The organism is Kribbella sp. NPDC004536, from assembly GCF_042873835.1.
In the GTDB taxonomy this organism is placed as follows: Bacteria; Actinomycetota; Actinomycetes; order Propionibacteriales; family Kribbellaceae; genus Kribbella.
In genome coordinates this window covers 1,252,599-1,265,260 of the sequence record NZ_JBIALY010000002.1, presented here as the reverse complement: position 1 = coordinate 1,265,260, position 12,662 = coordinate 1,252,599, and the positions used below count along the sequence as shown (strand labels likewise).

The following is a 12,662-nucleotide window of genomic DNA, read 5'->3' as shown; positions in this document are numbered from 1 at the left end:
GTCTCTTACGAGTTTCAGGGTAGACTCGGATCGCTAAGAGACGCAAGGTCTCTTCTGGAGGATTCATGGAACGCCGCCGAGGTGCCGAACTCGAGGCCGTACTGCTGGATGCCGCCTGGGCCGAGTTGATGGAGTCCGGCTACACGCAGCTGACGATGGAGTCGGTCGCGGCGCGGGCGCAGACCGGCAAACAGGTGCTGTACCGGCGCTGGCGGAACCGGGCCGAGCTGGTGATCGCGGCGATGCGGCAGCACCTGGGCTCGATCGTCGAGAACGTCCCGGACACCGGCTCGCTGCGCGACGACGTACTCGGGGTGCTGCAGCAGATGGCCGATCGGTTCACCCGGCTCGGCCCGGACACGGTGCACGGGCTGATGGCCGAGGCGCCGGACCTCGATCCGGAGGTGTACAGCCGGATGACCGGGGTGATGGCGACGATCGTGAAGCGGGCGGCGGAGCGGGGCGAGATCGCGACGGACGACCTACCTGTCGCGGTCCTCACCGCGCCCACGAACCTGATGCGGCACGAGATCTTCTTCAGCCATGCGCCGGTACCGGCGTCGACCGTCACGGCCCTGGTCGACGACGTGTTCCTGCCGCTCGTCGGCTTCAGCCAGGGGACTTCAGATGGCGAGGCACCGCCGTCATGACGCGGCCGAGGTCGTCGGTGAGGGCGGCGACACGTTCGGCGCGGCCGTCGTCGTCGATGTAGACCATGACCGTACGGACGTCCGCGTGACCGGACAGTTCCTGGAGGTCCTCGGCGCTGTGGCCCCGGCGTTTCTGGTCGGTGATCGCGGTGGCGCGCAACGAGTGCGGACCGACCGTCTCGGGGCGGGGGATCCCGGCCGACTTCGCGAGCCGGCGTAGCAGCCGGGTGACGTCGTGCCGGTCGAGGCGATCGCCGGCGGCGTCGGCGAGGAGCGGTGCCGGCCCTACGCCGGTCCAGGCCGGCCGCGTCGCGCGGTACGAGTCGAGAAGCTCGGCCACTGTCGTCTCCAGCGGTACGCGGATCGATTTGCCGCCCTTGCGGGTGACGACGAGCCACGTACGCCGGCCCTCGTCGTGACGGTCGGCGTCGTCGGCTCCGCAGAGCTCGGAGACCCGCAGCGCGCCGGTGTACAGCAGGCCGACGATCAGCGCGTCCCGTACGTCACGTGCGGCCGCGAGCAAGGCCGCGACCTGGTCGGCGTCGAGGACCCGCGCGGATGTGGGCGCGCCGGCCGCGGTGGAACTTCGGTCGGTGGTCGTCGTCGGAGATCGGCGACGCGACCGGCAGGCCCCAGCCGGCGGCGTAGCGGTAGAGGCTGGACAGCGCTGACAGCCGTCGTGAGATGGAGGACGAGGCGGCGCCTGCGTCCTGCTGACAGGTGAGCCACATCGTGACCTCGCCGCGCTGTAGGTCGAGCCCGAACCGGTCCCGGCCGAGCTCACGTCGGGCCCAGTCGGCCCACAGCAGCAGGTCATCGGCATACCCGATCCGGGTATCGCGGCTCGCCCGGCGGGTCCCGCCGAGCCAGAGCACCACCAGCGCGGCCACCTCCGGGGTGAGTGCCGCCATCAGCAGATCGAGCCGGTCGACGGGATCCGCGCGTGGGTCGGCGAGTGGACGACGACGGCCGAGGGAGCGACGTACGGCGGCCTCGGTCGCTGCGTCGGGCCGTGGCAGCTCGACAGCAGTCTCTGTCGGGCGAAATACGAGTACCGCGGGCTCATCGTCCACAGGAGAGAAACTAGCGCATAACGGGGATTATGCGCTAGTTGCGTTTGGTTTCGTTGGGTCTAAAGACATGGACACTATCCGACCTTAAAGCCGAACTTTATCGACCAAAATGGGTAGACTGGCGACTATGACGACGACGGAGGCGGAGCCGGTCGCGCGATCCCGGCAAGGGTTGTGCGAGTTCCCTGGGGTGAGCTGTACGAACCCCAAGCAGGCCGATCCCGGAACACCAGGCCGGCCGCCGAAGTACTGCGGCCGCGAGGGAGCCGGCGTCGACGGCAAGCCGGTCGTACACAACAAGGCGAACGCCTGGGCCGCGAAGAACCGCTTGGCCAGGCAGCCCGTACGTCGGGATGGCGCTGGACAGACCACTGGAGCGGCCTCCGGCGCGGCGGCTCCAGTGGCCGGGCCGGTGACGGCGGCCCGGATGACTCTCGAGCAGCTGATGAAGGGCAACCTGCCACGCCTGGTCGGGGAGCTGGAGGGATACCTCGCGCAGCTCGCCGAAGCGGTCCGGACGTACGGCGACGCGGAAGCGGTCGCGGCCGAGGTCGAGCAACTCCAGGCTGCATCGAAGGCGGAGCTGGCCGACGCCGAACGACAGCGAAGTGCGGAAGAGCAGCGTCGCCGCAAGGCCGAACAGCAAGCAGCCGAGGCCGAGGACGCCCGCGACGAAGCCGACGAAGCCGCCCTCGAAGCCGTCGCCGCCCTCGACGAGGCCCGCCTCGACGTAGCCGCAGCCCGGGAAGCCGCAGAACAGGCCCGCCGCGACGCCACGGCCATTCGCGAGCGGGCCGCCGGTGAGCTGGACCAGGCCCGGCAGGAGTTGGCTGCCACCCGCGAGCAGGCCGTGAGTGAGCTCGCGCAAGCGCGGCAGGAGTTGGCGGCTGTCCGCGAGAAGGCTGCGGCGGACCTGGAGCGGGTACGTGCGGAGGCTGAGCAACGGATCGGCGACGCTCAGGCGACGGCGCAGGAGCAACTCCGTCAGGCGCGCAGCGAGGTCGAGGCCGCGCGCATCGCGCAGACCGCGGCCGAGGCCGAGCGCCACACCGCGCAGCAGGCCGCCGACCAGCTGCGGACCGAGGTACTCCAGGAGCGCGAGCGTCACCGCGCCGAGCTCGACGCACTCCGCAACGAGCACAGGACCGACCGCGAGCAACTCCGCGCCGACCACCAGTCACAACTGGCCGACGTGAAGAAGGCCGCCGAAGACCGCTTCACCGCACTCACCGCAGCCCAACGCGCGGCCGAACAGGTCGCCGAAACCCTCCGCCACCAGTTACGGACACGCCCCGCCGACGGCGATACGGACTAAGCCGGGGAGCCCGCGTCCCGGAACGGGCGGAAGCGGGCGGGCTGGTCTGCTTGCCGGGAATCGGATCCTCACCAACGGAGTTGGTGAGGGTCATGCGAGCGATTCAGGTGTACGAAGTGGGCGGTCCCGAGGTGCTGCAGGAGGCCGAGGTGGACCAGCCGCGGCCGGGTCCGGGCGAGGCGATCGTGGAGGTCGCCGCATCCGGGGTCAACTTCCTCGACGTCTACCACCGCGAAGGCCGATACAGCCTCCCGCTGCCCTTCACCCCGGGCGCTGAGGGCGCCGGCACGGTCGTCGAAGTTGGACCCGGCGTTGCCGACGTCGCAGTCGGGGACCGGGTCGGGTGGGTGGAGATTCCCGGCACGTACGCGGAGCGGGCCGTCGTGGACTCCTCCCGGCTGGTGCCGTTGCCCGACGACATCGGCTTCGAGACGGCCGCCGCCGTGCTCCTCCAAGGCATGACCGCGCACTATCTCGTCAAGGACGCCTACCCGGTTCAGGGCGGCGACACGGTGCTCCTTCATGCGGCGGCCGGTGGCATGGGACTGCTTCTGACCCAGCTCATCACTCATCTCGGCGGCAGGGTGATCGGCACGACGTCGACTACGGCGAAGGCCGAGCTGGCGAAGCGTGCCGGGGCCGCTGAGGTGATCCTTCCCTCCGCAGTCGACGATCTCGCAGCCGAGGTGCGGCGGCTCAACGGCGGTCAGGGACTGCCGGTTGTCTTCGACGGCGTCGGCGCGCACACCTTCGATGCGAGCCTCGCCAGCCTGCGACCCCGCGGCCATCTCGTGCTCTTCGGCGCGGCAAGTGGTGCCGTGCCGCCGTTCGATCCGATGCGGCTCGCCCAGGGCGGTTCGCTGACCCTGATCCGGCCCAGCCTCGGGGACTTCGTCGCCGATCGGTCCGAACTGCTCCGACGGGCCGCCGATGTGTTCGAGTGGGTGCGCTCCAACGCACTTGAGGTCACCGTAACGGGCCGCTACGCATTGTCCGAGGCCGCCCAGGCCCACAGCGATCTGGAGGCTCGGCGTACCACCGGCAAGCTGCTCGTCGTACCCGGTACGGCCGCTGTTGGACGCCGCGAGGAGACGCAGGGCTGATCGCGGCTGACGAGGCGCCGTCCCCGGCCGCCGTGCCCGACCGGTAGCGCGCCGCACTACCGCGGTGCGGCGCGGTAGTGCGGGGCTGATGTGGCGGCGGGCTGGTTTGTCAGCGGAAGGCGCCGGCGTTTCGGTTGAGCCAGTTGGCGAAGGTGTTCGGCGTACGGCCGAGTACCTTCTCGACGTCGGGGCTGACCGCTTGTTCGGCGGGCAGTGGTGTGCCGAGGATGTCGAGGGTGGATTCGACGATCGGTTCCGGCATGAAGGTCAGCATGCCGGCGCGGGCCTGGTCGCGGGTCAGTTCAGTGAACTCGATCGGCGTACCGATCGCCTCCCCGATCACCTGCGCCTGTAGGCGCGGCGAGATGGCCGCAGGCCCGGTCAGGGTGTAGACGGCGCCGGCGTGCGCGTTGTCGACCAGCGCGGCCGCGGCGACCTCGGCGATGTCCTGCGGGTCGACCGCCGGCAGGGCCACGTCGGCGAACGGAGCCGCCATCGCGCGCCGGGTGCGGATCGAGTCGGCCCAGGCATACGCATTGCTGGCGAAGTTGCCGGGGCGCAGGATCGTCCACTCGAGGCCGGACCCGGTGACGGTGTCCTCGAGGATCGAGGGCAGCCTCTTGGTGCCGACGCTTTGCGAGGACAACAGAACGACGCGGGGGACGGCAGCGTCGCGTACTACGTCGACGACGTCCTGGAGGTTGCCGCGGGCAAGGAAGTCGGGGGAGGTGAGGAGGAAGACGGCCTTCGCGCCGCCGAGTACGGGCCTGAGGGTCTCGGGCTTGGTCAGGTCGGCCTGGTGGCCGGCGCCGCTGCGCGAGACGGGGACGACGTCCTCGCCCTCGGCGGTCAGGGTGTCGACGAGGGGACGGCCTACGTTGCCGGTTGCTCCGGTGATCACGATCATGGGTACGACGCTAATCGCCTGGAGATAGTAGGTACCTAGAGGATAGTATTGGGTTTGTGACCGAGACCACAGCCCCTGGCTGTACAGACATCGAACCGGCTCAGGCGTGCCCGATCGCGCCGGTCGTCGACCTGGTGTTCAGCCGGTGGACGACGCCGATCCTGTGGACCCTGAACGAGTACGGCCGGCAGCGCTTCGTCGAACTGCAGCGCCGCATCGGCGTCATCACCCCGAAGGTCCTGACTCAGCGCCTGCGGCAACTGGAACGCGACGGCCTGATCACCCGCGAGTACTTCGCCGAGGTCCCGCCCCGTGTCGAGTACGACATCAGCCCCCTGGGCCGCAGCCTCGCCCCCCTCTTCCACTCCCTCGCCGAATGGTCCCCCAATCTCGCAGAGGTCGACGCGGCCCGCGCCCACTTCGACGCCAACGAACCGGCGAACCGCCGCCCGTAGCGCTCGCCCGCTGACGGGTTATGTGACGGCTGGCGTGCTGCAACCTGCCAGCGGTCGCACAACCGGTCAGGCGGGGATCAGGTCGCGGGTGCGGAGTTGGTCGAGGAGGGTGAAGAGGTGCTCCGTGGCATCGGCCAGGTGGAGGAGGCCTGCCTCGTGGTGGTGCCAGCCGTACTGGAGTTCGCCGTCGATGACGTGTTCGTCGAGCGGTACGGCGTACCGGCTGAGCGCCACGCGCGACGGGCCGGTCTGGGGGTGGTGGTCGCCGCAGCCGCACTCGGCCGGGATGGTGATCGTGGTCAGCGCGTCGGGGGAGTAGCTGCGCAGGCGGAGCGTCGTACCGCGGGCGGAGAACCGTACGATCGTTGCGTCAGGCAACTGGATGAGCAGCTCGACCGGTACGGCGTGCGAACCGGGGAGCAGCCGGAGGCCACGAGATGCGAGCAGATCGGCGAGAGCCGGGAGATTCATGCGATGTTCCTGTGAGTGCTGTGTCGGCGGGCGGGCCACGGAAAGGACAGGGCCTCGTGCGCCGGGAGCCGGCGCTCGTCAGCGACAACAGCAACAACACAGCATCTGCATGCCGACGATCATGACAGCCCGAGGCACCGCCCGCCAAACACCGTCCGCGATATGGGACAACTGTCCGCAACGGCTCCGGAGTCATCTGTTCCGCTGGGCTGGGTCTTCCTCGGTGGGGATCCCATGCCGGTGCGCGTACACGATGGCCTGCGGGCGATCGCGGCTGCCGGTCTTGGAGAAGATCTGATTGATGTGGGTCTTTACCGTGGAGCGGCTCAGGTACAGCCTGGCGGCGATCTCCGCGTTGGACAGTCCCTGCGCGATCAGGCCGAGCACTTGGCCCTCGCGTTCGGTAAGGCCGTCGGGGAGGGTGGCGTCCGTCCTGGGATGGCCTGGGTCGTTGCGGCGGCTTGCGTGGATCAGGCGGGCGGCGGCGAGTGGGTCGAGCATGGTGTGGCCGGAGACGGCGGCCTTGATGGCGCGGTGGATATCCGCGGCGGAGGCGTTCTTCGTCAGGTAGCCGATCGCGCCTGCTTCGAGAGCGGCGAGGATGGAGTCGTCGTCGGTGTAGGTGGTGAGTACCACGACGGCCGTGGCCGGGCGCTCGGTCTTCAGGCGGCGTGTGGCCTCGACGCCGTCGGTGCCGGGCATGTGAAGGTCCATCAAGACGACGTCGGCCTCGTGCTCGACGGCCAGCTCGACAGCCTGCGCGCCGTCCGCGGCCATCCCGGCGACGTACACCCCGTCGGCGGCGCTGAGGATGGTGGCCAGGCCCTCGCGCACGACGCGGTGGTCGTCAGCGATGATCACGGAGGTCGGTGTGGGGCTCATCGGTTACTCCCGCCGCTGCGGTTGCCCGGGTTGCCCTGTCGGTAGGGGATTCGTGCGGTGACCTGCCATCCGCCGTCGGGCGTAGGGCCCGCCTGAAGATCGCCACACGCCTGCTCGACGCGTTCCCTCATGCCCTGCAGCCCGAACCCGCCGCCGCTCGCGCGCGGCCCCGGGGGTGCGTCCGGGCCCGGGGCGGGGCTGGTATTGCCGACCTGTACCGTCACGTCCCGCGGACCGAAGCCGATCCGCACGCGCACCCGCGTGCCAGGGGCATGCTTGACCGCGTTGGTCAGTGCTTCCTGGATGAGCCGGTAGAGCGTGAGCGTGGTGTCGGCTTCGAGCTCTTGCCAGCCACCATCCACCTCGAGCTCTGCCTGATGGAGTTCGCAGAGCCGTTCGAGCTGCGCGGCCAGCGGTGCGCTCTCACCGCGCAGCGCACGGACCGCCTGGCGTGCCTCGTCCAGGCCTGTGCTGACCAGCTCGTGACCGAGCTCAATCTGTGTGATGAGCTTCTCGCGCGGCGCGTTGTTGCGGGCGAGGGTGTCGATCGCGGTGAGCTGGATCGACAGGGCGCCGAGGGTGTGGGCGAGTACATCGTGCAGTTCGCGGCCGAGACGGTTGCGCTCACCGGCGAGTTCCGCCTCGGCCCGAGCGAGCTCGGTACGCCGGCGTTCCGTGGCGACCAGCGTGCTGCGCCGGGCTCGCTGGTCGATCTCGCGTCGGCTCGCACCGGCTACCAGTCCGGCGAGCACCACAGCGGCGGTGGCCAGTAGGCGCCCAGGAAACGCACCGTGAGGGATCGCTGCGAGACAGTGGGCGACGGGGCCGACGGCGGACAGTACGAGAGCGGCGACCGGATCGAATGCGACGGCGGCCATGCTCGCCGCGACGCCGGTGAAGATCAGCCCGTTGGTATCGGTGACGGCGATCACCGACCCGGCCGCGCACATCACCGCGGCGACCACGGCCACCTGGCCGCCGCGGGCGCCGGCGATCAGGGCAAGCCACGCCAGCGAGGCGACGGCCAGGGCGACGGGCGCCACGATCCCCGGGTCGGCGGGGAGGGTGGCGACGTTGATCCAGATCGAGACCCCCAGCCCCGCCAGCATGACCGCGACGCGCGCCCGGGGGTCGGGGATCATTCCGCTGAGCCCAATCCCGGGGTGGTCCACGGCCGGCCTGAATCTGCGGGTGATACTCATCGGTCCTGATTATCCCAGGACGGCCTGCCCGAAGGGCGTGCCCGACGCAGCGGTGTGAGGATCACCGTGCAACGCCCACCGTCTGCGCGGCGCCTACGACCGGGACGGCCTGGGCCCGGCACGCGCGGCCTCGCGCCCACAGTCCCAGACTCCGGAACAGGCTCATGCTCACGGACAAGAAGATGAAGCCGTTCGTCAGAGCGGTGCCACTCAGGTGGTGGGTGGCCATGAACACGCCGAGGCCCACCGGAAAGATGTGTTGGGCGCCGTAGGCGAAGCCGAGCCGGGCGGCTGTCACACCGATCCAGACCGCCGCGTAGCCAGCCCCCGAGCGGCTGACCGCAGCGGGTCTGCCCGGGGTGGGCGAGGTGCGCGGCCATCGCCTTCGCCAATCCGGGTGGTAGTCGACGGACACCAGCAGCGGGCAGACCGAGAACAGCCCGAGCGCCGCCCCGGCCAGCGCGCTGACGCCTTGCAGCAGCAGGTCGTCGCCGCCGGTGGGCAGCGAGGTGAAGAAGAACGGCACGATGAGGCCGACGCCGACGATCGGCCGTCCCACCCGGAACCAGCCGATCTTGCGGCGGCCGAGATCGGACTCGAGCACCACGCCGAGGATCGCCAGTTGCATGATCACGATGTTCGCTGTCATGCCCTCACCCTCGCCGCGATGCCCGGTCCTGCCATCGGCCTCCGGGCTGGTCACCGGGTTGAGATGCGAGGGCGGGGGGTGGACTCTCCGGTCTCCGGAGGGTTCATCATGCGGGGGTGCGAAACGACATCGAGGCCCGCGGCGGACAGCACTGCGAGACCACTGCGCTGGGCGTACTCCTGCGGCACCAGGGCATCGAGCTGTCCGAGGCAATGCTCTTCGGGCTCGGCTCCGGGTTGTCGTTCATCTACTGGGACAGCAGGAACATGGAGTTCCCGTTCCTCGGGGGTCGGGTCAAGCCGTTCGAGCTGACCAGGAACCTCGCGCACAACCTCCGGCTCGACCTGCAGGTACAGGAGACTGCCTCGGCGCGGAAGGCATGGACAAACGTGACGGCTGCGCTCGAGACCGGTGAGCCGGTGGGGTTGCAGCTGGACAGCTACTACTTGGAGTACTTCACGTCGAAGGTGCACTTCGGCGGGCATGTCGTCGCTCTCTACGGGTACGACGACGAGAACGCGTACCTCGTCGACACCGAGCAGCAGGGCGGCGCCGTGTCGACGAGCCTCACGAGCTTGGCGGAGGCCCGGGCTGCGCGCAGCCCGATGGCTGCGCGACATCGCTCCTTCACGCTCACCGGGCGCCCCATCGTCCTGACCGAGCACCTCGTCCCGGCGATCACCGCATGCGCGGACGCGTTCCTCAACCCGCCGATCGCCAACCTCGGCCACCGAGGGATCGAGAAGGCTGCCAAGCTCGTACCTACCTGGCTCGACCGCACCGACGCCCTGCCCCAGATCGCACTGCTGATGGAGAAAGCCGGCACCGGCGGTGCGCTCTTCCGTAACCTCTACCGCGACTTCCTGCGCGAATGCGTCGAACTCGTCAGCAGCGACGACCTCCGCAAAGGCCACCAGCTGTACGCCGAGGCCGCAGCAGGCTGGACAGAGGTAGCGGCGCTCATCGCCCAGGCGGGCCACTCCGGCGACCCACGGCACCTGTCGAAAGCGGGCTGCGTCCTGGCCGACATCGCCCGCCTCGAGCGCGAGGCGATGTATGCGCTCAGCCGCCTGGGTGCCTAACCCCGCAGCTCGGCGATGCGCTGTTCGGCTTCCTCGACGAGCATGGGGAGTTCGGTGTGGTCGAGGGTGTACTGGTACCAGTGGAGCGCGGCCTGTTTGTCGCCGACCCAGTACGCGAGTTCGCCGAGGTGCGCCGCCGCCAGCGGATGGGCCGCGTAGCCGGCCTCGATGTACCGGCGGAACCACCGGGTCGCCTCTGGCAGGTCGCGGCGATCCTTGGCTTGCAGGCCCAGGTTGAAGACCGCGTCCTGGTACTGCTCGGAGAGCTCGTGCTCGGCCAGCCTCGTATAGAGGGGCTGCGCGGCGGCCGGGTCGCCCGCGAGATCGTGGGTCTGCGCCAGGGCGAGCAACGCGGTGGGATCTTCGTCGCGTGCTGCGGCGGTCAGGGTGGCGACGGCTGAATCGAGATCGCCGACGTCGCGTTGCAGCGTACCGAGGAGAGTCCCGGCCTGGGTGTGTACGTCCGGTTCCGGGCCTTCGGCCAGGCCGAGGAGCAGCCGGGCGCTGTACTGCCCGTCGGCCGCGAGCGCCTCCTCGCAGGCGCCGGCTGCCGCTGTGTTGTCTCCCTGCTTGACGAGGGTCTCGGCGATGCCGAGCCAGGCGGCGGCGACGTACGTCGGGTGCGCGAGCTGTACGACCTGCTTTGCTGCTTGTACGGCTCCACCGGGCTGGCCGTTGGCGTGGTGCAGGGCGTACAAGGTGAGGGCTGCGAGGGATCGGCTCCGGGCGTCGAAGGTTGTGAGCAGCGTGGGGAGGATGTTGGCGTGGAGTTCCGCATGGTCGGGCCAGATCTGCTGGTCGGTGAGCTCGGCGGACAGGTCGCCGGTGAAGTTCGTCCGATCGAGGACGCCGCGCAGGTCTGTGGAGACGCGGTACCAGGCGCCGGCGAGGGCGGGTGCGTCGAGGCGCTGGGCGGCCAGTAGGCCGGCGAGGAGCGCGGCTCGGTCCGTCAGGTGCTGGTGGGTTGCGTACGAGACGGCTGCGCGGAAGCATTCCCAGGCCTGGGACGGGTTGTGCAGGGCGAGGTAAGCCCAGCCGACGAGCAGGGCTGCTTGCTGGCCGTCCGGTGTTGGCTCGGCGAGTTCGTGTCGGCATTGCTCGACGGCTCGGGCCGCGGACGGGTCACGCCGGACGGCGAGGACGGCTGCTGTCGTGGCTCGTTCGAGGGCGGTGGGCATGGTCCGCGAAGGTACTGGACCGGGGGTTCAGTCGGCCTTCTTGCCGAACATGATCTCGTCCCAGCTCGGCACGCTGGCGCGTTTGCCCCGGCGGGCCGGCTTCTTCTTGGGCTCGGCGGCGTCTTCGGTCTGTCCGTTCTCGGTGCCCTCGGACAGCTGGGCGGCCGGAGCCTCGGGCTTCGGGTCGGCGGTCGGGGTGTGCTCGCGCGCAGGCTCGGCGGAGGGCACGTCCGTGATCCGTGGGTCGGCCGGACGGGGAGGTTGCTCGGCGCGGGCGGCCGGCGCCGGCCGTGGCTCGGTCGGGCTTGATGGTGCCGGCCGCGAGGCGGTCGGACGGGTCTCAGACGAGCGCGCGCCAACAGAACGCGGGTCGGCCGAACGGGGGTCTGCCGAGCGGGGGTCCGTGACAGGTGGCTCGGTGGTGCGGGAGGGTGTGCTGCGTGCGTCGCGCTGACGCAGCTCGTTGGGCTGAGGGACGCGTGTCGGGTGCGACTCCGGGTGCCGGACCTCGTTGGGCTGGGCGGCGCGGGTTGGCTGTGGGTCGGTCGTGCCGTTCCGGGCGGTGTGCTCTTCCGGGTAGTCCTCGGCCGGGGAAGCGAAGGCGGGCGGGTCGGCCGGGCGCTCGACCGCACGGACGGACGGACGCGGCGCCGGCGGCTGGTCGACGGGGACGTCGATCAGCGTCGGCTCTTCGTCGGGGTTGGGGACCGAGTGCACACGCCGCGGGCCGCGCTCGGGGTCGCGGCGGGCCGCGTCGCGATCGGAGACGTCGCGCCGCGTCGCCTCGCGGTCGGACCAGTCCGGGCGCTCGGAAACGGGGTGGTTCCGGCGGCGCAGGGCGACCGTGTCCTCGAAGCCTGCCTCGTAGCTGTCGGCGCCGTGGTCGGGCGCGATCAGCGGGTCGATGTCCGCGACCGCGGCGAGCCGCCGCTCACCAGGCTGCGGCTGTACGGGGGTCGGCAGCACCTGCGCCTGCTCACCGACGAGCCAGCGTGCCTCGTCGTCGTCGGGTACGGCGTACCGACCAGGAGCGTCGTACGCGAACATGGCGACCTTCTCGTCCTTCTTCTCCGCCTCAGGATCACCGTTGTCCTCGGCCTCGACGAAGTACGAGACGCGCACCGCCCAGCGGCCGTCCTCGCGCCGCCACGCGTCCCACTCGGCCGAGGCCGGGTCGACCTGACGCAGCCGGAGCCGGTCGGTCACCCAGGCTCCGAGGTTGCGGGTCGGGGCGTCGCCACCACCGCGACGCCGGACGGACGCACGCTGCGCGAGGCTGGCGATGTGGTCCCGCTCGGCCAGGACCGGGCCGGCGAACGCCATCACGCGTTCCATCGGCATCTGGGCGACCGCCGCGACCGCCTCGGGACTTTCGCCGGCGCGGATACGAGCCTGGATGTCTCGTGGGCGCAGCGCGCTCTCCATTTGAATCTCCAGCTGGCCGAGTCGGGCACGGTCGCCGCGGAGGGCCGCACGCAACCGGTCGTCGACCGGAACGGCGAACTCCTCACCCGTCTCTGCCACCGCCAGGATGAGTTGTGTCCCATCCTGGCTCAGACCGACGAGCCTCGCCTCGCGCATTGACCTTGTTCTCCTGTGCGGTTCTAGACAGTCTCTCCCGGACGCTGGGCCTGACCAAGACCGGCGCGCCGTGCCGCGCGGTCATTGTGGAGGTTACGTCACGAAAACACATCT

14 protein-coding genes are annotated in these 12,662 nt (G+C 70.2%); 5 read left to right on the top strand and 9 right to left on the bottom strand.

Annotated elements, in window-relative coordinates; translation table 11 throughout:
• The first annotated feature begins 65 nt into the window (after window positions 1-65).
• On the top strand, window positions 66-650 hold the full coding sequence (locus ACFYRU_RS20870) for a TetR/AcrR family transcriptional regulator (RefSeq protein ID WP_387661331.1): 585 nt from the start codon (window positions 66-68) through the stop codon (window positions 648-650).
• Here ACFYRU_RS20870 and ACFYRU_RS20865 read toward each other — a convergent pair.
• Entirely contained in the window at window positions 610-1,173 is a 564-nt protein-coding gene (locus tag ACFYRU_RS20865) for a tyrosine-type recombinase/integrase (RefSeq protein ID WP_387661328.1), read from the bottom strand. The genes ACFYRU_RS20870 and ACFYRU_RS20865 overlap by 41 nt on opposite strands.
• Entirely contained in the window at window positions 1,154-1,723 is a 570-nt protein-coding gene (locus ACFYRU_RS20860) for a site-specific integrase (RefSeq protein ID WP_387661325.1), read from the bottom strand. Before ACFYRU_RS20860 ends, ACFYRU_RS20865 begins: the two co-directional genes overlap by 20 nt.
• 127 nt (window positions 1,724-1,850) lie before the next feature.
• On the opposite strand from ACFYRU_RS20860, the gene ACFYRU_RS20855 reads away from it, so the two are divergent.
• On the top strand, window positions 1,851-3,038 hold the full coding sequence (locus tag ACFYRU_RS20855; RefSeq protein ID WP_387661322.1) for a hypothetical protein: 1,188 nt from the start codon (window positions 1,851-1,853) through the stop codon (window positions 3,036-3,038).
• A gap of 92 nt (window positions 3,039-3,130) precedes the next feature.
• Window positions 3,131-4,141: a quinone oxidoreductase family protein gene (locus ACFYRU_RS20850; protein WP_387661319.1), complete on the top strand. Its 1,011-nt coding sequence runs from the start codon at window positions 3,131-3,133 to the stop codon at window positions 4,139-4,141.
• Window positions 4,142-4,250: 109 nt separating this feature from the next.
• Here the strand turns inward: ACFYRU_RS20850 and ACFYRU_RS20845 are convergent, their stop codons facing one another.
• Window positions 4,251-5,048 (bottom strand): NAD(P)H-binding protein, encoded by a 798-nt coding sequence (locus ACFYRU_RS20845; RefSeq protein WP_387661317.1) that lies wholly within the window; start codon window positions 5,046-5,048, stop codon window positions 4,251-4,253.
• A 56-nt stretch (window positions 5,049-5,104) separates the two neighbouring features.
• On the opposite strand from ACFYRU_RS20845, the gene ACFYRU_RS20840 reads away from it, so the two are divergent.
• Window positions 5,105-5,503, top strand: coding sequence for a winged helix-turn-helix transcriptional regulator (locus tag ACFYRU_RS20840; RefSeq protein WP_387661314.1), 399 nt, complete (start codon window positions 5,105-5,107; stop codon window positions 5,501-5,503).
• Between the two features lie 66 nt (window positions 5,504-5,569).
• Here ACFYRU_RS20840 and ACFYRU_RS20835 read toward each other — a convergent pair whose 3' ends face one another.
• From ACFYRU_RS20835 to ACFYRU_RS20820, 4 genes are all read right to left on the bottom strand, one after another.
• Window positions 5,570-5,974, bottom strand: a complete 405-nt coding sequence (locus ACFYRU_RS20835) for a hypothetical protein (RefSeq protein WP_387661311.1) — start codon at window positions 5,972-5,974, stop codon at window positions 5,570-5,572.
• Window positions 5,975-6,166: 192 nt separating this feature from the next.
• On the bottom strand, window positions 6,167-6,835 hold the full coding sequence (locus ACFYRU_RS20830; RefSeq protein ID WP_387661308.1) for a response regulator: 669 nt from the start codon (window positions 6,833-6,835) through the stop codon (window positions 6,167-6,169).
• A 17-nt stretch (window positions 6,836-6,852) separates the two neighbouring features.
• On the bottom strand, window positions 6,853-7,998 hold the full coding sequence (locus ACFYRU_RS20825) for a sensor histidine kinase (protein ID WP_387661305.1): 1,146 nt from the start codon (window positions 7,996-7,998) through the stop codon (window positions 6,853-6,855).
• Window positions 7,999-8,119: 121 nt separating this feature from the next.
• On the bottom strand, window positions 8,120-8,707 hold the full coding sequence (locus ACFYRU_RS20820; RefSeq protein WP_387661302.1) for a hypothetical protein: 588 nt from the start codon (window positions 8,705-8,707) through the stop codon (window positions 8,120-8,122).
• 116 nt (window positions 8,708-8,823) lie between these two features.
• Between ACFYRU_RS20820 and ACFYRU_RS20815 the strand changes: the two genes are divergently transcribed.
• Window positions 8,824-9,789 carry a BtrH N-terminal domain-containing protein gene (locus tag ACFYRU_RS20815; RefSeq protein ID WP_387661299.1) on the top strand — a complete coding sequence of 322 codons (966 nt, stop codon included), beginning with the start codon at window positions 8,824-8,826 and terminating at the stop codon, window positions 9,787-9,789.
• On the opposite strand, the gene ACFYRU_RS20810 is transcribed toward ACFYRU_RS20815, so the two are convergent.
• The gene (locus ACFYRU_RS20810) at window positions 9,786-10,967 is read right to left on the bottom strand and encodes a hypothetical protein (RefSeq protein ID WP_387661296.1); all 1,182 of its coding nucleotides are present in this window, start codon (window positions 10,965-10,967) and stop codon (window positions 9,786-9,788) included. The two genes, ACFYRU_RS20815 and ACFYRU_RS20810, sit on opposite strands and share 4 nt — an antisense overlap.
• A gap of 27 nt (window positions 10,968-10,994) precedes the next feature.
• On the bottom strand, window positions 10,995-12,548 hold the full coding sequence (sepH, locus tag ACFYRU_RS20805) for a septation protein SepH (protein ID WP_387661294.1): 1,554 nt from the start codon (window positions 12,546-12,548) through the stop codon (window positions 10,995-10,997).
• Window positions 12,549-12,662: the final 114 nt, after the last annotated feature.

Excerpts from the sequence above, each read along its gene's own strand:
- ACFYRU_RS20870 (WP_387661331.1), top strand. The coding sequence starts at position 66 with ATGGAACGCCGCCGAGGTGCCGAACTCGAGGCCGTACTGCTGGATGCC.
- ACFYRU_RS20855 (WP_387661322.1), top strand. The coding sequence starts at position 1,851 with ATGACGACGACGGAGGCGGAGCCGGTCGCGCGATCCCGGCAAGGGTTG.
- ACFYRU_RS20850 (WP_387661319.1), top strand. The coding sequence starts at position 3,131 with ATGCGAGCGATTCAGGTGTACGAAGTGGGCGGTCCCGAGGTGCTGCAG.
- ACFYRU_RS20845 (WP_387661317.1), bottom strand. The coding sequence starts at position 5,048 with ATGATCGTGATCACCGGAGCAACCGGCAACGTAGGCCGTCCCCTCGTC.
- ACFYRU_RS20835 (WP_387661311.1), bottom strand. The coding sequence starts at position 5,974 with ATGAATCTCCCGGCTCTCGCCGATCTGCTCGCATCTCGTGGCCTCCGG.
- ACFYRU_RS20825 (WP_387661305.1), bottom strand. The coding sequence starts at position 7,998 with ATGATCCCCGACCCCCGGGCGCGCGTCGCGGTCATGCTGGCGGGGCTG.
- ACFYRU_RS20820 (WP_387661302.1), bottom strand. The coding sequence starts at position 8,707 with ATGACAGCGAACATCGTGATCATGCAACTGGCGATCCTCGGCGTGGTG.
- ACFYRU_RS20810 (WP_387661296.1), bottom strand. The coding sequence starts at position 10,967 with ATGCCCACCGCCCTCGAACGAGCCACGACAGCAGCCGTCCTCGCCGTC.
- sepH (WP_387661294.1), bottom strand. The coding sequence starts at position 12,548 with ATGCGCGAGGCGAGGCTCGTCGGTCTGAGCCAGGATGGGACACAACTC.